11 protein-coding genes are annotated in these 18,010 nt (G+C 64.7%); 1 reads left to right on the forward strand and 10 read right to left on the reverse strand.

The window, feature by feature from the left end; translation table 11 throughout:
• Positions 1–457 precede the first annotated feature (457 nt).
• The 9 genes from J4557_RS07210 to J4557_RS07245 form a co-directional block, all read right to left on the reverse strand.
• The gene (locus J4557_RS07210) at positions 458–2,224 is read right to left on the reverse strand and encodes a hypothetical protein (RefSeq protein WP_208265645.1); all 1,767 of its coding nucleotides are present in this window, start codon (positions 2,222–2,224) and stop codon (positions 458–460) included.
• Positions 2,225–2,565: 341 nt separating this feature from the next.
• Entirely contained in the window at positions 2,566–4,956 is a 2,391-nt protein-coding gene (locus J4557_RS07215) for an AAA family ATPase (RefSeq protein WP_208265646.1), read from the reverse strand.
• A gap of 2 nt (positions 4,957–4,958) precedes the next feature.
• Positions 4,959–6,563, reverse strand: a complete 1,605-nt coding sequence (locus J4557_RS07220) for a hypothetical protein (protein WP_208265647.1) — start codon at positions 6,561–6,563, stop codon at positions 4,959–4,961.
• Position 6,564: 1 nt separating this feature from the next.
• Positions 6,565–9,948, reverse strand: a complete 3,384-nt coding sequence (locus tag J4557_RS07225) for a DEAD/DEAH box helicase (RefSeq protein ID WP_208265648.1) — start codon at positions 9,946–9,948, stop codon at positions 6,565–6,567.
• Positions 9,945–11,381, reverse strand: a complete 1,437-nt coding sequence (locus J4557_RS07230) for a protein kinase domain-containing protein (RefSeq protein ID WP_208265649.1) — start codon at positions 11,379–11,381, stop codon at positions 9,945–9,947. The genes J4557_RS07225 and J4557_RS07230 overlap by 4 nt, the downstream gene beginning before the upstream one ends.
• Positions 11,382–11,397: 16 nt before the next feature.
• A complete protein-coding gene (locus J4557_RS07235) occupies positions 11,398–12,087 on the reverse strand; it encodes a vWA domain-containing protein (RefSeq protein WP_208265650.1) in 690 nt (229 codons plus the stop codon).
• Between the two features lie 633 nt (positions 12,088–12,720).
• Positions 12,721–12,846 (reverse strand): hypothetical protein, encoded by a 126-nt coding sequence (locus J4557_RS50755; protein ID WP_279576000.1) that lies wholly within the window; start codon positions 12,844–12,846, stop codon positions 12,721–12,723.
• A 587-nt stretch (positions 12,847–13,433) separates the two neighbouring features.
• Positions 13,434–14,798: a tyrosine-type recombinase/integrase gene (locus tag J4557_RS07240; RefSeq protein ID WP_243775403.1), complete on the reverse strand. Its 1,365-nt coding sequence runs from the start codon at positions 14,796–14,798 to the stop codon at positions 13,434–13,436.
• Positions 14,799–15,378: 580 nt separating this feature from the next.
• A complete protein-coding gene (locus tag J4557_RS07245) occupies positions 15,379–16,506 on the reverse strand; it encodes an FAD-dependent oxidoreductase (protein ID WP_208265651.1) in 1,128 nt (375 codons plus the stop codon).
• A 358-nt stretch (positions 16,507–16,864) separates the two neighbouring features.
• On the opposite strand from J4557_RS07245, the gene J4557_RS07250 reads away from it, so the two are divergent.
• On the forward strand, positions 16,865–17,374 hold the full coding sequence (locus J4557_RS07250; protein ID WP_208265652.1) for a hypothetical protein: 510 nt from the start codon (positions 16,865–16,867) through the stop codon (positions 17,372–17,374).
• A gap of 25 nt (positions 17,375–17,399) precedes the next feature.
• Here the strand turns inward: J4557_RS07250 and J4557_RS07255 are convergent, their stop codons facing one another.
• A complete protein-coding gene (locus J4557_RS07255) occupies positions 17,400–17,942 on the reverse strand; it encodes a Pycsar system effector family protein (RefSeq protein ID WP_208265653.1) in 543 nt (180 codons plus the stop codon).
• Between the last annotated feature and the right edge of the window lie 68 nt (positions 17,943–18,010).

The raw sequence follows: 18,010 nt of genomic DNA on the forward strand, positions 1-18,010 counted from the left end.
AACGCTCTCGGCGCTCCCGCCATACGCGACTAGATCGCACCCAGCCAGCCGGTTCGACCCCATAGCACCAACCGTAAGCACGTCGCGCTCGCCATGCCTCACGCTGCCGGGTTCTGGCAGGAAATTCTGAGCGGCTTGGAGACAACTGGGTGGCCAACCCATACCGATCCAAACTCGCATCGGCGGCGGAGGGTGCGGCCGGGGCAACGTCACCGGGCGCGGGGAAGCTGGCGGACCGGGCCCACGGGTCGTCCCGGGCCCTAAGGGCGCTAGCCGGTGAGGAAAATAAACACCCACAGGTGTACTTCGGGCGGTTCATCGCAGACGGTGCAGGCGCCGGGGCGCAGGAGCCCGTCGAAGTAGGTGTGAACGAAGCCACCGGGGCAGTCGTGTACCGGGCCAACCGAGTGCGTCGCACACAGCTTTCTCAATAAGTCCACCGAAGCGGCGCCCTCACTTAAAGGTCGCGAGGCGACGGAAAAATGTCGCAGCGGTCGCAAGTACGACACTTTTCTTCCGATCTGGCTTCTGGACAGCAGCCACAGGAAGGACAAATGTAGCTAGTCGGCCGCGTCCAGCAGGGTGCCGCGAGGAGGTCTTGCGAGAAGACCATGTCCAGTCGGTCTCCGTCGCCTCCGACCTGTTCAGCCGAGCCTGGCGCGGTGAGGACGGCATAGGATCGAGAACACGATACACAGCGCCGAGTTTCCCAAACCGTGCCGCACTGGCAGGAGCAACGATAGGTGCTTCCATCCCGCGATGTAAACGCACGTTCCGCGGCTTTATGATGACAAATCGGACAGTAGGCGAGGTTTGCGATCGCATGAATCGCGTGGAACAAGTCAGTGCGCAGAGCCTCCAGTTCTTTCCTGTTGTCACCGTGTCGCCTCGCTGTGTCCGTACGAGTCCGGAGATTGTTCAGCTCTATTTGCAATTCTTCCAGGTCCTGTTGCGGCACCAGGTCGGTGACCACGAGTTGCCCGGCATCCCATCTTATCCACCTGAAACGCCGGGCAAGGCTCTCTGCTTGTGGTACCCGGCACCTCACCTTCAGCGGATATGAGAGAAGGATGTGACTGTCGATCGCGTTGCGAAGCATCCTGGCCATGCGGCTGATACTGCCAAGGTCGGACGGGCTAACCGGCACCATGGCCGGGCGCTTGCCCATCCCGCTCGATGTGTGGACCCGCAGGCGGAGCGAGCGCGGTAGCGCCGTTCGCTCGGGGGTCTCGCCGGGGTATACGACGGCCACCGCTGTGGGGTCGGCAGTCATCAGGGTGTCGAGCGCTCTTATCATGCCTGCCTCGTCCGAACCGGCTGTCAACGCATGCGGCAACGGTACGAGCCGCAAAACCGGTCGCCCATCAACCTGAAGCGTGATCGTGTCGTCGGTATTCGAGTTGAGAGCAACGACATGCCCCATTTTGAGGTACTGAAAGCCTCTCCGGTCAGGAGCGGGTTCTCCCTTGAGGCCGAGTTGGTTTAGTGCACGCAAAGTCAACAACAGCACGTACTGGGCAAAGTCGCCACACCACTGAGCGATGGCATCATCGGGTTCACTGCTCGCGGCATGGTGCGACTTGACCTCAGCCTCCCAGAGTTCCCGGCAATGCCGATAGTCGATATCGTTGTCCCAAAGATTGGTCGGGCGCAATTGAGGAGAACCCGTATAGGGCCCTCGAACGGCGGTTCGCAGCTCCGAAGTCAACAACGGAGCCAGAGCATCCCGCAAAGACGTGAGGTCTTTACGGAGTTCCTCAATGCGTTGCGGTAGATCGTCCTTTTCCAGAAGGTCGGCGACGAACCGATAGAGGCGCTCCTTCTCACGGTGGTCGTGGCGCTGCCCGATCTCCCGCAACAGCACCCGCGCTTGGCCCACCATGCCCTCGATCGAGTCCACCTCGGCGATGCGTGAGAGCAGATGCTTCCACAATCGATCCACGAGGGTGGCGATTACACGGTTCTCGTAAAGATCGTGGTCGGGCACCTGGACGGGAGTCAACAGTTTCGCGGGCTCCACGCCGTGCAGGCGTCGTGCTGCCCAGGTCTCGCTGTGCCCAGCGAGATGGGTGACAGTGCGCCAGGTGATGCGGCGCGCGCGACTGACCGGGACGAGGACATCCTCGGTACGAAGCCGGGCATGTGGGGCGTTGCATACTTTCCGCAGATGCGCGAACTCGGCATGCAGCCGCTTCTCCAGCGGATCTGGTCCCAGCCGCTCCACGACTCGGTCAATCATTGGTGGAACGTCCGTCCATGCCTCCAGGGAGGCATCGGTCCGTTCGAGTTCCCGCAGCTTGTTCGAAATCGTTCTGATGCTCTCGACGATGACCGCCGCCGGGAGGGGAACACCTCCGAAATCTCCGGACCACCACCGGACCCCATCGTGCCGCAGAGTCCATCGCCCCCTTGCCCCGGCCAAGTACGCTCCCGGTTCCGCGTTGGCGGTACCGATGCTGTAGCCGCGCTGCTCTGGGGGAACCTGGTAACGCCCCAACTGCACCGATGGGTCGCGAAGGGGGACTACGCGACCGGATAGCCGATCCCACATCAGTGGATGGTCACTCAAGCGATCCCCCTCGACTTGATTTCGCCCCGCAGAGCATGCACCGACTTCTCTGGCCGCGAGTCCGGGAACGTCTTCGCCCAGCTGGCAGTGACGTGCTCTTCGAGTGCTCGCAACTGGGTCGCTTGGATCTCGATCCGGCCCGACAGTGAACGAAGAATCTTGGTTGCGAGCAGATGGTCGGCGGCCTCCCCGGCGTCCCCACCCGCGGCGACGGTGACTGGGACGAACCGCTCCGCTTGGCGCCGCAGCCGAGGCCCCCAGGCGGCACCGAAATCATCGCGCAGCCGATCCTCCATCTCCCGGTCGAAAAATCCGAGGACCTGGTCTGTTGCTTGGCCATGCCGCTGCACTGCCTCGTCGAACACTGCCACGAGGCCCCTCATCGAGATGGGCTCGATGGGCTCGGTACCGCCAGCCCCCGGATTGAACGGCACAGGTTTGGCTGGCAACTCCAGGACATGGGCCCTGTCATAGGTCTTGGGGGCAAACCGGACCGTCGTCTCATCGTTGTTAGCAGTGCCGATGAACCACACGTTGTCCGGCAGCTCCAGGAAACGACCGTCGTAGAGCAAGGCCGGCGCGGGGTTGACTTTGGCCGTCATCAACTGCAGTCTCGCCGGTTCCGACGGATCGCCAGCCTTGCTCTCCAATGCCGACAGCAGATCGCTGAAGTATTGCTCCGGGTGTGACAGGTTCATCTCGTCGAGAACGACGAAGAACGGCTTTTCTTTGAACAGGGGAAGTTGCGCCTTGTAGAGCGCCTGAGTGAAGCCGGTTTCGTAGAACTTTCGCTCGAACGGGTTGTAGTACCCCATCAGATCTTGCGGGCTGCGCCATTCCGCAGCGACGGCAACAAGCTCGCACCCCGCCCCCATCACTCGCGCGAACGCCTGCGGCAGCCTAGTCTTGCCGATGCCGCTGATACCCTGCAGCAGATGCAGCCGGCTTGCCGCCAGCCCCGCCACGAAGCAGCGTAGGTCCGACTCGGAGTAGTAAAGGTTCAGGTCGGCCGCCATCCGCGCGCGAAGCCGGACGATAAACTTCCGCAAATCGATGAGGGCGTGGTTCAGTTCCGGCCGGCGGGCGAAGTGCTGATTCTCGTCCATGGCGAAGCAGGATGGAAAAGGCGAGCTGCTCTGTGAGTTAACTTGCAGCTCCTGCAGCTTCACGGTTTGCTGGTGGATCTCATCAGAGAGCGTTTTGTTGAGCTGTTCCAACGCTTGGTTGATCATGCGGGAGTTCTCCCGCTCGATCGCCGATATCCTCGCCGCCGCCGACTGCCTGCGCAGTTCGGCGTTCTCTCTTACGAGCCTGTCCCGCTCAACCATCAGATCGTGATTCTGAGCCTCAATCTCCTCTGCACGTTCCCGCTCACTGGCGGGATGAGCCATCAGCGTACGGTGCAGCTCGGCGTTCTCGGAGCGCAGCTGCCTCAATTCCGCAACGACTTCCGTCGCGGTGAGGTTCCCAAACTCGAGCATGGCGGCATCCTGTGCGGCGATCTTTTCCGCCCTGTCTTCAGCGAGCTCCTTAATCCTGTCGTATCGCAGTCGCCATTCAACCTTCTCTTGCACAGCCGCTTCGAGTTCGGCCTGCCACTCCCGCCGCTGATCCTTGACCCGGTCGGCCACCTCCTGGTCCAGGGATTCTTCCTTGGCGGTGATACGGCGACGCGTCCGCTCAAGTTCTAGCCGTGTCCGCTCCAATTCTGCGGCCCGGTTCTCCAACTCTTGCACTCCTTGGGCGAGGTGGGCCTCCTTCGCGGCGAACCATTCGGCTTGGCGCTTCTCGCGCTCCTTCAAATCGTCGTCGAACGTCGACCTGTGTTCATCAAGCTCTATCCGAAGACGCGCGAGTTGCTCGTGCCGCATCGCAGCAAAGCCAGCTGCAGCCTCCTGCTCCTGCACAAGAAGGTCCGCCGCGCGTTCGGCGGCCGAGTTCTCCTGGTCGCGCAGTGCCGCTTCACGCTTCTCGAACTCGCCGAGCTTCGCGTCCTGTGCAACGCGTTCCTTCGCCAGCATCTCCTCCCGATGGTCCAGCTGCTCATGGCGCTTCTTGAATTTCTCCTCCAGCTCTTTCTTCGCTGTATCGATCTGCCTTTCACGCCGATCGGCCAAGTCTCGCGCCCTCTCGGCCTTGGCAACGGCGTCCCGCAGTCGTTCGGTACTCACCTGGCCGGTCTCAACAGTTTTGGGCTGCGCCGCATCCGACGTGTCCACTACACCCGCATCTGGTGCGGCTGTGGGCTTCTCCTGCTCCGCCGCTTCCAATTCGGCCGCCTTCTGCATGATTTTTTCGACCGACTCGGCGGTGCCCGCCGCACGTCCTCCGCCTCTCGTCCTGCCATTAGACTGACTCTTCGTGCGCTTGTTACGGTTATTCGACATCTCTATCCGTTCCTCTCAATATTGAGTGCAGGGAGGTCGACGACTTGCCGCGCCGCCTCGAGGGCTAGCGAGCGGCACCATTCAACGTCGTCTTCGACCGTGGCGTCCCGCTCACCATGCGAGCCGCGGTTGCGCAAATCACCGAGTTGCACCAGATCGTTCAACAAGGTGGGACGCCGTTTGGCAAGTTCCTGGAGAGGATGCCGGCCCCGATGTGGGCTCGCGGAGTCCGCCGCAGCAATTAGCAGATAGGGAATGATCTTATTAACAGAGGCACTCTTGATATCGACAGCATCTTTATCATCTCGGAGTCGAGTTGGATATTTCCTAATGGCGTCCAATGGTTTGACGTACCTGTCCGGCAAGAAATTGAATCCGAGATATTGGACGGCGCCGTTGAGCGCTGCCGCTACGACCGGAGCCGCAGGCGAGGTGGACCCGCCGTCCCAGCTCGGCCGGGCCGGGAGCGAGAACTCACCCGCCAGCAGGCGGAAGAGGTACTCGTACAGCCGGTAGGCAGCGCGAGCCACGCTCTCGACACCCGCATCACCGCCGCGTGTTGCGGCTTCCTCCAACTCCAAGAGGAGGTCGAGGGCCTTTGTTCGTCCGCGCAACTCTGGGCCCAACGTCTGCACCAACCTGCGTTCCGCGTTCGCCCGGATTCCGGCGCCAGCGGCCCGGTAGGCATGGCGCAGCCGCCCTTCGGCCGTATCGGCGAACTCCATGACCCGCTGGGCCGTACCCGGATCGTCGCGGACCCGTTCGGCAAGGAGTCGCTGCACCAACGGGTTCGGATTCAGCCCGAACGGATCAGCAGCCTGCCATCTGCCCGTTTCAGGGTCCTTCCCGTGCAACCACACCAGCAGGTACTCCGGCATCGCGGGGCCGATTTCGAGGACCTGATGCACGGTATGGCCGGAGGTCACGGTCAGTTCGGTGGTGAGCGCCTGCAGATCCTCCTCGGCAAGGCGTGCACCCGCCTGTCGTTGTCCCTGGGCGTTACCGAACAGGTTGGCGCGGCGCGTGATCTCCGCCTGCCTGTGCGCTCCGACAGCGTCGATGACCTCCTGTGCGGTCGGTGGCCGCACCTTCCCGGGGTCGATCGAGCAGTTCAGCACATGAGCCGTCACCCACCGTGCCTCCCCGGCGGTGTTCAGCCGCAAGCGTGCTTGGTCGCCGTTGACGTTCCGGACCGGCTGGAAGACCAGCCCGTCCGCGGTCCTTGGCCACAGGCGCCGGGCCACCGGGTCCTGGAAGACATGGGTGACGATCAACTCCGGCTCTTCGCCCACCCGACTAGTGCGGAGGGTTTCCAGCCCGGCTTCGGTCGGGACGTTGTTTTTATCAAGCTTCCCGGCCTTCCGAAGCTGGTCCAAAATATGGATGCACAGTTCCCCGTCCTGGTGGATGCGCGCGGCGATGTCCGGCGGATGGCGTACGCCGCCGCGGCACAGCGCCAGCACCACCCTCTCAATGATGTTGAGATGACGGACCTTGATCACTGGCGCGATAACTCGGTAGACGAGTACCGGCCAGCACATAAACAACTGGTCGCCTTCGTTTGGGGTTCGGGACGGCTGCAGAACCCCGCGGCGGATCTCGAACATGTCAGCCGCGCTCCCCCAGCAGAATGCCGGATGCCGACCCCGGTGAACACAATTCGCGGAAGTCGGCGAACGGTCGCACCCCTGGAGGTACCACGGCATTGATGAACATGGCGTCGTCCCCTACGACAACGAGCAACCGTTGTTGCCGGCTCATCGCCACGCAGAGCCGGTTGCGCAACAGGAGGTGCCCGTAGGCCCGTCGCACCCACATTTCGTAGCGGACGTGAGGACGTTCCGGGTTCGTGTCGCCCATTTCGAAACTTGGGATTGGGCTTGACCGTGTGACGGACAGGAAGACGACGTCGAACTCCTTGCCCTGGAACGCGTCGACGGTCCCAACGTGCAGTCTCTCCCCGACCGCATCGGTCGTCCGGTATCCGTCCCTGGCAGGCTCCGCGAGCCCCACCCGGACGAGTTCCTCCCAGATCAACCGGACTTGCGCGCTATAGAAGGAGATCACCCCGAAAGTCAGGTCCGGCCGCGAGAGGACGTGGCGCTGCAGTTCTGCGGCGATGGCGCGCGCCTCTGCGGGGCGGGCCTTGCTCTGCCCTGCGTGTTCGCGACCCGCTGAGTTGGGGACGTTGAGCCATGCGGCCGGGCGGTCCCGATAGCCCTCCAAGCCGTGAGCAAAGCCCTCCGCACCGTTGGGCGACTTCAAGCCTCCGCCATAGAAGTGCTTTCCCACGAAGTCACCCAGGATGGGGTGCATGCGGTATTGCGCGTTCAACCGGACGGCTCTGCGCCCTCCAGTGTCCTGTTCGTGCAGCAAGGTGAACAGGCGTCCGAACAGGCTTTCTCGAAGCATGGCGAGGGTGTCGTCCCCACCGACGCGGAGTTCCCGCTCCACGTCCGGTTCCAGCATGTGCGGCAGCTGGTTCTGGTCGCCGACGAGGATGACGCGGCGCGCGGCGAGCGTCAACGGAATCAGGAGGTCCAGTGGGTTCGCGCGGGCCGCCTCGTCTACGATCACGGTATCGAACAGCGACTCCTCCTCGTCCTTGGCCTCCCGAACCGCCCGTGAGTCGGCCTGCTGACAGGTGGCCGCCAGCGACGTCGTGTAGAGCCGCAAGGTCGCCAGGACAGCCTCGGGATCGCCTTCCAGCGCGCCGAGGAACTCCACGAGGGCCGCCTCGACGCCCTCTGCTCCAGCACCGCGTCTCTCCTCCAGATCCTCGATCACCTCGTTTAGCCGGTCCACGACGTCTTCGCGGACCGCTGGCCGGACAAGCCTGTCTGCGCCGCGTGTCAGCCTGTCCAGGAGTTGATCGCGCACCGTGGCCAGGTCGCCGAGGAAATTTGGTGGCTCCGCGGCGATCCAGTCGGCGGCCCGTTCGAGCAGGTCCAGGTGGGCGTCGTCCGCTGCGGGGAGCCGCTGCAAGTGCTGCAGTGCCGCGGCCGCCATCTGAGGACCGTCATCGGCGAAGGCCACAGGGACGCACCGGACACCGCGTACTGCGCGCAGCGTGCTCTCCCGCCGGCTGTCGGCCCGGAGTGCAGCGGTTCTCCCGGCTGCCCGCAACTCCATGCCCAGCGCTTCGAGCCGTTCCCGCAGCGGGTCGGACACGAGCCCGTCGACATGCCCGGCGACCTCCTCAATGAGCGGCGCCAGGTCCTCGGTCGGCTCGGGCGCGGCGCAGTAGGCGGCGGTCCTGCGCGCGACGAGACGGATCGCGGCCGCGAGGCGGCCCTCCGCGGTGTCGGCCAAGTCGTGGCTGAGCGCCGCAATCGTCCGGGTCCGCCATTGTTCAATGTGGGCAGTCGAGCCCCGGTCCTGCGAATCGATCTTCAACGCGGGAAGGCCGCGGACCGTCGAACGCTCGACGAGGTTGTCCACCGCTGCGTGCTGGTAGCTGGTAAGCAGCATGCTGCGGCTTACCGTCGCCGAGCGGCGCCCTTCCTCGGCGAGCCGTACCTGAAGTGCCGCGATGAGCTGGGTCTTGCCGGTGCCCGGCGGCCCCTGTATTACCGCGATGTCGGGAGTGTTCAGAGCCGTCTCCAGAGCGAGTTTCTGCATCTCGTTCGGCGGCTTCTTGAAGCACTTCGCAGCGGCCTCCGACATCGCCGGGATTGCCCGACTCGGATCCTTGCCGCGCCCGGGTTTGCCCTGTAGCAGCAACAGCAACTGCGGCAGCGGCACCTCACGGTTCAGTAGCCGTCTCAGCGCGCGCCGCCGACGCTCCAGGCGACGCCGGTCGCCCCACACTCCGATGTGCAGGAAGCCTTGGCGCGGCGGGTGCGCGACCTGGTCGGCCCGCTGGCCGGGGGCGCGGTGACGTCGGACCATGCGCATGTCCACCGCACCAGACGAAGCATCCATGTGCAGGACGGTTCCGACCTCGTTGCCGTGGGCGAGGTCCTGTTCCAGAAGCCCGCCGGAGCCCGCCATCCGGGCGCCCCCGCCAAGCACCTCAGGCAGTTCGACCGCGCATTCGAGCTGCACTTCCTGATCAGCGTCGAGTTCCTCCTGCAACCGCTGGAAAACTCTGCCGCCGCCCCCGATGACGGTAAAGCGGATGATGTCTTCAGCATCATCGAGGTATCTCCAACTGGAATACTGGAGATACCCGAAGTCTGCCATCCTGCGCAAGCTGTTCCTGTTCTCCATATCCTGGTAGCGCTGCCATAAGGCCAGGAAGGACTTGTCTTGCTGATCCCGCCTGAAACGTTCGATCTCGTCACGCTTGTGCTGCTCCAGCTGACCTCTCATGGTGGCATCGAAGAACTCGACCTCGGCGTGGACGAATGCAACCCGATCTCTGTGGTGTACCTGGGACGCGTCCCTATGCACGGACTCCAGCAGCCATTCTCCGTCGATCTCGCGTAGCTGGGCGGCGATACCGTCCCCACGCAACCGAACGGAAGCCGGCCTCGTCCCATCCTGCTCGGGTGCGAGAATGACGATGAGCCGAGGCCCGGTCGGCGTCTGAAACGTCAGATTGTCGGTCAGCCACTTCAGCACTCTTCGGGCACCGCGCGGCGCGTCCTCACCTTCGATCTTGCGGACGGCGCCGAAGACGCGCTCGTCCGCCCCGACGCGCAGCTCGCCCCAGGCATACCTGCCCGCGATCTCATGAATGCCGAGGCGCAGCCATCCGTCGGAGACGTCTTTCACGAACGCGGCGACAGGCCCGTTCTCGGTGACCAGTGAGAAGAGCACATCGTTGTCGGTCTCGGTACGCCCGCGCGCGAGGTACTCGTGCTCCGTGCCGTCGTGTCCGTGCTGCGTGACCGTAATCGTGGGACCGAGACGGACCAAGCTGATCTCGCAGCCCTTCATCCCATCGCCCGTAATTCCGGACGGAAGTTCTATCCATGCGAATTGCGGCGGTACCGGCAGCGCGCTGGCCAAGCGCTCCGCCTGTGGCCGCACCATGGCGGCGCTCATCGGGCACCGCGCCGCGACTGCAGGATTTCCATGAAGCGGTGAGGCTCGCCGGGCGGTCCGAAATGGATGGTCCACCGGCCAGTCTCACTCATGTCGAAGGGCCAGATGTCCCCACTGCTGAGTGGGATGCTCCGGCCGGACGTCCGGTCGACCATGCGTGCTGAATGCCGGCCGATACGCTGGACGGTCAACTGACCGCGACCATCCCATTCCAGCCGCACCACCGGCTCTCCGGGGTCGACGGGAATGTCGGCCGGCCCGCGATCGAGATGGAGCAGAGCGGTCCGCGCACGTACGGTCTGAGCCTGCCGCCCGGTGAGAAGCAGGGACCGGAGCCTGCCGGTCTCGCATTCATCGCTGGTGCCGGGAACGCTTCCGGCGGGGAGGTACCCGCGGACGTCACACCGAAGGATCGAAGGACGCTCCCGGAAGCACCAGGGGCACTGGTCTTCACCGCCGTGGAAGCTTGAGGCGCAGCCAGGGCAGGTCACCATGAGCAGCGCCGCCTGTTCGAGTTTGTCCTGCCACTCCTCCATCCCAGGCCGCTGCGCGGGATGGTGCAGCCCTCCCTCGAAGGTGCGGCGGGCCAGCGCGCGAAGTCCGCGGGTTAGCACTATGGAACGGTCAAGCCCAAGGCGGCTGCGGTTGCCGTCGTCGGTGCTGTGGTCGATCCAGGGGAGCCGTCCAGCAAACGCGGCTTCCTCCAGCCGTACCGGATCGTCGTAAACGCCGTCTCCCTGAAACGGATGGGCCAGCGAGAGAACCTGGAATGCGAGCACGGCGAACGAGAACACGTCGGTAAGACTGTCCTGTCCGGAGCGCCCGGTGACCAGCTCGGGCGCGCCGTAGCCAGGCGTGAAATAGGCGGGATCGCCCGTACCCACCTCAGCAGAAAGGTTGTCGGGATCGATGAGCCAGACCTGGTCATGGCCACTGTCCGCCGATACGAGGACGTTGCCAGGCGAGATATCGCCATAAGCCAGCCCACGGGCGTGCAGGCGCACGAACGCCTCGGCGGCGAGCGCGAGCAGCCGTAGCCGCCGTGCAAGGCCGCCCGTCCGAATGAACCATTCCTTAATGTCAGGCTCGGGTACAGCCAACGACCCTAGGCTGATCATGGCATCCAGGAGCTCCATCGTGTAGCCGACATGGTCGCCGGTGAGCAGGGAGAGCGGCTGGGCTATGGGGACACCTGAAAGGTCGAACCGGCGGACAGCGGCAAGCCGAGCCCGTAGCCGGTCGGCAGCCATACCGGAACCGGGCTTGGCGATCTTGGCGGCAGCCCGGCCTCCGGTCAGCGACCAGACCGTTCCCTGGCCACCGCCGCCAATCTCCTCCACCAGTTCCAGCGCCTCTCCCCGATCGTCGTGGACGATGTCACCGGACCGGAGGCGGCGAGAACGGCGCCCGGACACTCTGTCTGTGGTGGGCACGTTTCCCTCAACTCGTTCAGTCGCTCAGGTCGTGCAGGTCATCAGGATCGAACACCGAGACGTCATCAGGCCGTGCACTGTTGGCGCGGACGCTCATGCTCTGTGTGAGGTAGTTGAAGATCTCTGTGACGCGGCCAGCCTCTTCGGCCCGAACCACCGGGTAGATCGGATCGGCCACAAAGGATTCGAGTACCCGATAGGCGCTGCTGTCCGCCTCCGGCCCAATCGCGATGGCGAGGCGCAGCGCCCTACTGCCCTGCGCGGACGCCAGCAGCCGGCCCAGTTGCGGCTTCCATTCGCTGGTCGGGGCGCCGTCGGAGATTAGGACGAGAGTCGGAGCGAACGCGCGCGGCGGCACCACGCTCTCGTCCGCCAGTACCTCACATGCGAGATCGAATGCCTCCCCCATAGGAGTGCCCTCTGGACCGCCCGCCGCGGACATGTCCGCCCAGCGCGCCTCGGCGGCCGGAACGAGCGGATGGTGCAACGCGACTCCCGTGCCGCCAAAGGTGACGGCCCCGACGGTGATCTCCCCGCGGGCAGAGCGTTCCCTCGCGAAACCTCGAATCATGGTGCCCATCGCCACGTTGAGCGACGTCATCTTGCCGTCCACCGCCATGCTGCCGCTGATATCTGCGAGGACCAGAACGGGAAGCGGACGTGGCCGCTGCACCGCGGCAAAAGGCATGCCGACATCGTCACTCATTGAGGCAACTCTCCCAACGATTCATCTCATCGCTTACAGCGGTCCCATGGAGAACGTTGTAGGATTTCACCAGACTTGGGGCCAGTCAAGGGGATTGTCGACGTTACTCGCCAGTCATCTCTAACTAGCACGATCATCCCTGGTCAGGTATGCCGGTTGACCTGTTACGGCCAGCCCACACCACTGCCCGCAGGCCGACCGGTCAACCTTCGCCCCCTGACCGGATCCGGGTTCAAGGCCGGGGCCGACGGTACGTAACAAGGTCAGCAGGGACCGTTCACCGCGTCCGTATTTTTCCAGAGCAAAGTGATCAGATAGTTACGGACTCGACGCTCATTCAAAGAGGCGGTCCTACTTAACTCACGCTCATCGGCATGTCAGTGCGTTGGCGCAAATAGCATGCGATCGACACTACGGTCTACAACCGGCCAGGCCGGTCATCGATATATGCGGGAGTCCAGGAGATCCACAAATGGCGCTGTTTCTCGCCGACTTTGATCAACACCATGAGAGCTCGACGTTATCCAAACCCGTGGACATCTGATACCCGTTCTCGCAAACAAAGCCAGTGATGGCGGCGCCGGTTCCGATGGCCTCCGCGGCGGCTGGCTAAGCGAATAGCCCTCGCAGGCTCTAGGCCCACGCGGCGCTCACATCAGGCTTCGTCGCATTCCGCCAGCGGTAGAGCTCTTCGCGGGCGCGAATGCAGGCGACGAACAGTAGGACGCGTTCGCTGAGCATGTCGATCTCGTGCTGCATGCGGTCGAGATCGACTGCGGTGACGGCGGCTTCAATCGGGTGGGCGTGTTCGGTGGCGCCAGTCGTCTGATTTGGGCGGTGGCGAGACCCCGCGCAACCACGATGCCCTGACCCCGGCGGAGATAAAGGAGGTCGGCGGGACCGGACAGCTCCTGGAACAGACCTTCACATGTATGTCTGATTCAGGCATCACATGGAACGACAAGGAGCGAGGACGTTCTTTGGACGAGGCGCTGATGCAACGATCGCCACACGTCTACAACCTAGCAATCGTCCGAGGTGTTCCTACGAGAGGCAGGCTGGTGGTGGGCCCCGCGGTCAAGGTGAAGATGCCCGGGTCAGAGGAACGGTTAGCACTGATGCTGGACGCCTACGGGTGCCAGGAAACGGCCACCGACTTCCTGAACTCCAGTTCGGCTCGACTTGCCGATGCGGCTCGGCGGTGGGCGCGGGCACATGGCTACCGCATATTTACACGGCCGGGCGTGAAGGGGCGCGATGGGGCTTCTTCTGAACATCTACCGCAGGCCAGCTAAGGAGAGCCGGGTTCGCAACCCGACTCTCCTGCTGGGGTGCGCTTGTAACGGCTATCGGGTGGTTGAGCGGCTGCGGGTTTTGGCTAGGGCTTCTAGGGCTGTTTCGTCGGCGTCGGGGAGGGTGTGTAGGTAGCGCTCGGTTGTGGCTATGGAGGCGTGGCCTAGGCGTTCCTTTACTACCTGGAGGTCGGCGCCGCCGTTGAGGAGCCAGGAGGCGTGGGCGTGGCGCAGGTCTCGCATGGTGGGTCTGAAGTTGAGGCCAGCGGCGGCCAGGGCGGGGTACCAGATCTTGCGGCGGAACCAGTCATTCGGGATGTGGCCGTCAGTCTCGCGGACGCGTCGGGGGCGCGGGTTGTCCTTGCCGTTCGCGCGGCGGGCGGCTCGGTAGAGGGTGAAGCAGCCTCGGCAGTAGTCGCAGCGGCAGCGGCCGGCGGTGTACCCGCTGAGGGTGCCGTGGTTGTAGGTGCGGCCCTTCTCGTTCGGTTCCGTGCGGCCGAGGGTGGCTGGGTCCGGGATCTCCGTGATGCGGGCTCGGGGCTTGTCCTGGGGCGGCATCTGGAAGAGGAGGTCGTCTTGGGTGAGGCCCGCTGACCTGATGTGGGCTTCCAGTTTCTCGGTGATCTGGGTGCTGAGCTTGAAGCGGCGGTACTCCTTGTCCTTCGGGTAGTCCTTGACGAGGAAATGGCGGCCTTCCGGGTGGAACTTCGGGTTCAGCTCGACGACGGTGCGGCTGACCGTGAGAATGCGGGACCTGAGGTTGAGGTCCTTCACGCGCAGCTCGCTGAGCTCGCCCCAGCGGAGGCCGCTCTCGATCTCGGTTTCGGTGAGGAGCCGGAAGGCGCCCTCGGGGAGTGCGTGGTAGACGTCGTCGAACTGCTCGGGTGTGATGATCTCGAGGGGCTTGCGGACGACTGGGGGCGTGCGTACTCCGCGGCAGGGGTGGATGAAGGTGACCTGGTCGTCCATCGCCGTGGTGAAGATGGCGCTGAGGATGATCTTGTTGTGGCGAATGGTCACCGGCTTCATGCCCTGGTTCTTGAGGGCCGTGATCCACGCGCGGACGTGCTCAGGGAGGATGTCGATCATCCGCATCGAGCCGAACGTCGGCATGATGTTCCTGTAGATCGCGTACGTGTAGCCCTCACGGGTCGTGGCCTCGACCTGGTGGTTCGGGAGCCAGGTCTCCTCCACGTAGTCCTTGAAGCGTTGTCTTCCTCGGCCGGGGTCTCCCGTGCGGCCTCTGGAGACTTCGACCTCCGCTCGTTGCCATGCTTTGTCGGCTTCCTTTTTGTTGGAGTATGTCCCGGCTGACCGCAGTCGACCTCTGATGTCGACGTAGCAGGCCGTGTAGCGGTACTTTCCGTTGTTGCCCTTGCGCTTCTTTGCGTATCCCAAGGCGCGATCCTCCATGATCATCCGTCCGTGATTTGTCCGTGGACGGTGGCGGACAGGCCATCCTTGTCCGTGAATGGCTGACACCGTCACAGGCCGTCTACCTGGGATTTTAACGCGGATCGCCTTTACCTGCATGACCCCCGAATGGGCATTACTTGGAGTTCGGGACGAAGAGGTCGTGGGTTCAGATTCGTTAATTTTGCAGTCCTAGACTGGAGAGCCCAGTTTCCCCGGGGCTGGCGAATTCGGTTGCTTGATTAGTCAATCTTTGATTGCGTCTGCCGATGGACTGATGAGTGGGTGAGGCTGCCTCGTTGACGTGGGACTTGCGCGGTGAATGTGGTTTTCTTGGTTCAGCGCCGGGGTGGTTGTCGTTAGATCGGCGATCGTGGCTGTGAGTTGTTTTGCGGTTCGGGCGGTGGCGGGTGGGGCGAGTCTCGGAGCAGGTTGATCTCGACGTTGAGCGGGCGTTTCTGCTTCGTCGCGGTCGCGGTGATGAGCCGTTGGCGCTTAGGTCGGGCCGGCCTGGTTCCTCGGGGCGGTGTTGACGACGACTGGGCTGCGCTCGGTGGGGGCTTCCGCGAGCGTGCTGCTCGGCCGTTCAGGGCGGGGGCGTGCAGGGTGGGGTGCAGGGCGTGTCCGCGGGGGCCAGGCGGCGCTGCTTCAGCCACTCGCTGATGCGCGGATGCTGGATGTAGTTCTCCGGGATCGCCATCGGCGGTGCCAGGCCGAAGTTCATGGCGATCGCCCTTACGAGCTTCTTGCATTCCGCCTTGTCCGGTTGCTCGTTCTCGCTGCACTCGAAGGTTCCCCCGATGACCACGTGGTCGGTGCGGGGGAACATGTAGCCGCCCTGGCTGTAGAGGTACTGCAGGCTCGGCTGGGGCGGCAGCATCGCGAGGTCGCCGCGGATGGCGTGCATGGCCGGGTCGTTCCACAGCTTCTTCGCGCCGTAGCCGGTGCAGTTGACGATGACCTTCTGCGTCACCGTGCTGAACAGGTGCGCCTGGTCGGCGAACTTGCACTGCACGAACCGGACGCCGCGCGTGTTCAGGTCGTCCGCCAGCCGTTTCAGGAAGGTCGGCGGCTCGACCAGCAGGGTCTGATACAGGTGCCCCGCGTTGTGGTGACCGTGGAACGGCATGCGCGGCAGATCCTTGCGGCGCGGGATCAGGCCGGGCGCGATCCGCAGCACCTCCTCCAGGTTGTGCGAGACCTTCGAGGCGTAGTTCGGTCGCTCGTATACGCCGAAGTTCTGGCCGATGCTGCTTTTGAAGGTGTTGTACGCCTTGGCGAGGATGTCTTTGAGCTCGCTCTCGTTGCCGTGGTATTCGACCAATGAGAGCGCCCATTGGCCGCCCGCCTTGTGGGACGTGGTGTCGGCGAACATGCGGTCCGCATAGATCGTGACGGTGAGGCCGAGGTCGAGCAGGAGCGTCGCAGCCGTCAGTCCCATGACGCCCGAGCCGAGGACCGCGGCCTCCGTCTCGTGCGACGCGGCGACGCGCGCACGGACGAGGTCTTGCACCTTGGCGGCGCATCCCCAGCTCAGCGTGATGCCGGCGCCGCCGTGGCCGTAGTTGTGGACGACGAACCTGCCGGACACCGCCTCGGCCTCCAGGCGGTAGGAGCCGCAGCGGTAGGGCCTGATCCCGGCGACGCACGCGCCCGGCGCGTCGGCGTCGAAGGTGAAGTGCGGCGTCGGGAGATCGGCGTCCACGGACGGCATCACGGTTCCCCTTCCGGCGCTCCCACTTCCCTTTCCCGGCTGCTTGCCTGCCCTTCCGCCGTCGCCCGCAAAACGGCATGCCTCAGAACTTGACCCTGGGAAGGTATGGCTTAGACGGTTGCGCAGTACATCGCATTTGGACGCGGGGCCGGGTCGCCGGTCTCGAAGGAATCTCGGGGAGCCGCGAACTTCTGTGCGCTCTCGGGACATCCTGACGCCCGCGGCGGGCCGCGGGTTCGGGGAACGGCGGGTCGGATTGATCACGTCCCGCCGCGCCAACTCCGCCGGGCCGCGTCCGCATCTCACCCGGCACAGCGCGACCACGAGGGCCGCGCACCGAGAGAGGGAGCGGCGGCCCATGCGGAAGATCGTGATCACCGGAGTGGCGGCGGCACTGGCGCTCGGCCTGACGGCCTGCGGCGGCAACGGCGACGGCAAGACCGCGGCGGCGGCGCCCTCCTCGCCCGCCGGCTCCCCGGCAGCGCCGAGCGAGAGCTCGTCGCCGGGGACGCCCGCGCCGTCCACGCCGGGTGGCGCCTCGACCCCGCAGGGCTCGGGCGGGCAGGGCGCCCCGGTCGTCCGGCACACGCCGCCCGCGCCGCAGGGCGGCCAGCAGACCGTCACCAAGTGGGGACGGCTGCGCTACCTGGCCCCGGGCAAGTTCCTCGTCGGCGACGTCGCCTTCTTCGTCGCGAACGACACCGTCCTGTACGTCGCCGGCGACACCTGCCCCGACGGCTCCCCCACCCCGCCCGACGTGATGAAGTGCTCCGTCGACGGGCTCGACCAGTGGGCGCAGGCCGCACCGCACAACGTCTCCGTCCGCATCTCCGGCCCGGCCGCCGTCCGCATCACCGAGACCCAGTAGCGGCGGGGGGCGGGGCGGCTCCCCTTCAGGAGAGCAGGAGGGGGAGCCAGACGCCGATGTTGCCGAGGATCACGGTGATCATGGAGTACTGCAGGAACGAGTGCTTGCGCCAGACGATCCTGGAGAGGGCGATCAGCTGGGTGCTGAGGACGAGGCGGTTGCGCCGGCCGACGCCGTGTTCGAGGGCGGTGACGAGCTCGGCCGGGTCCCAGCGGCGCAGGTGGCCGAAGTAGACGTAGTTGCGCCGCCAGTTCCTCCGGGCCTCCAGGCGGTTGAGCTGGGGGAAGACAGCGGCTCCGGCCAGCACGATGGCGCAGACCAGCAGGCCGACGCCGATGCCGAAGGCCCAGGTCTCGAGGTCGGAGAGGTGCCGCAGCCGCTTTCCGGACTGCGCGAAGACGACGATCATGCCGAGGATCGCCGTCTCCAGGGTGAGGACGACGGAGGCCTTCGCGTCGACTTTGGCGGTCCAGTCGTGCAGGGCCTGGTGGACGCGCCAGGCGTAGGTCTCGAAGGACTCGTCGCCGGCCCCGGACTGCCGGCCGGAATGGTTCGAGGTCTGCGTCATCGTTCCCCTCCAGCGTCGCCGGCTCTCTCAATCGGACGCGGTGAGGAGAACGGTGCGCTCCGGTGGAA

It is taken from the genome of Actinomadura nitritigenes, from assembly GCF_017573545.1.
GTDB classification, from domain to species: Bacteria; Actinomycetota; Actinomycetes; order Streptosporangiales; family Streptosporangiaceae; genus Spirillospora; species Spirillospora nitritigenes.

Excerpts from the sequence above, each read along its gene's own strand:
- J4557_RS07215 (WP_208265646.1), bottom strand. The coding sequence starts at position 4,956 with ATGTCGAATAACCGTAACAAGCGCACGAAGAGTCAGTCTAATGGCAGG.
- J4557_RS07220 (WP_208265647.1), bottom strand. The coding sequence starts at position 6,563 with ATGTTCGAGATCCGCCGCGGGGTTCTGCAGCCGTCCCGAACCCCAAAC.
- J4557_RS07225 (WP_208265648.1), bottom strand. The coding sequence starts at position 9,948 with ATGAGCGCCGCCATGGTGCGGCCACAGGCGGAGCGCTTGGCCAGCGCG.
- J4557_RS07235 (WP_208265650.1), bottom strand. The coding sequence starts at position 12,087 with ATGAGTGACGATGTCGGCATGCCTTTTGCCGCGGTGCAGCGGCCACGT.
- J4557_RS50755 (WP_279576000.1), bottom strand. The coding sequence starts at position 12,846 with ATGCAGCACGAGATCGACATGCTCAGCGAACGCGTCCTACTGTTCGTC.
- J4557_RS07240 (WP_243775403.1), bottom strand. The coding sequence starts at position 14,798 with ATGATCATGGAGGATCGCGCCTTGGGATACGCAAAGAAGCGCAAGGGC.
- J4557_RS07245 (WP_208265651.1), bottom strand. The coding sequence starts at position 16,506 with ATGCCGTCCGTGGACGCCGATCTCCCGACGCCGCACTTCACCTTCGAC.
- J4557_RS07250 (WP_208265652.1), top strand. The coding sequence starts at position 16,865 with ATGCGGAAGATCGTGATCACCGGAGTGGCGGCGGCACTGGCGCTCGGC.
- J4557_RS07255 (WP_208265653.1), bottom strand. The coding sequence starts at position 17,942 with ATGACGCAGACCTCGAACCATTCCGGCCGGCAGTCCGGGGCCGGCGAC.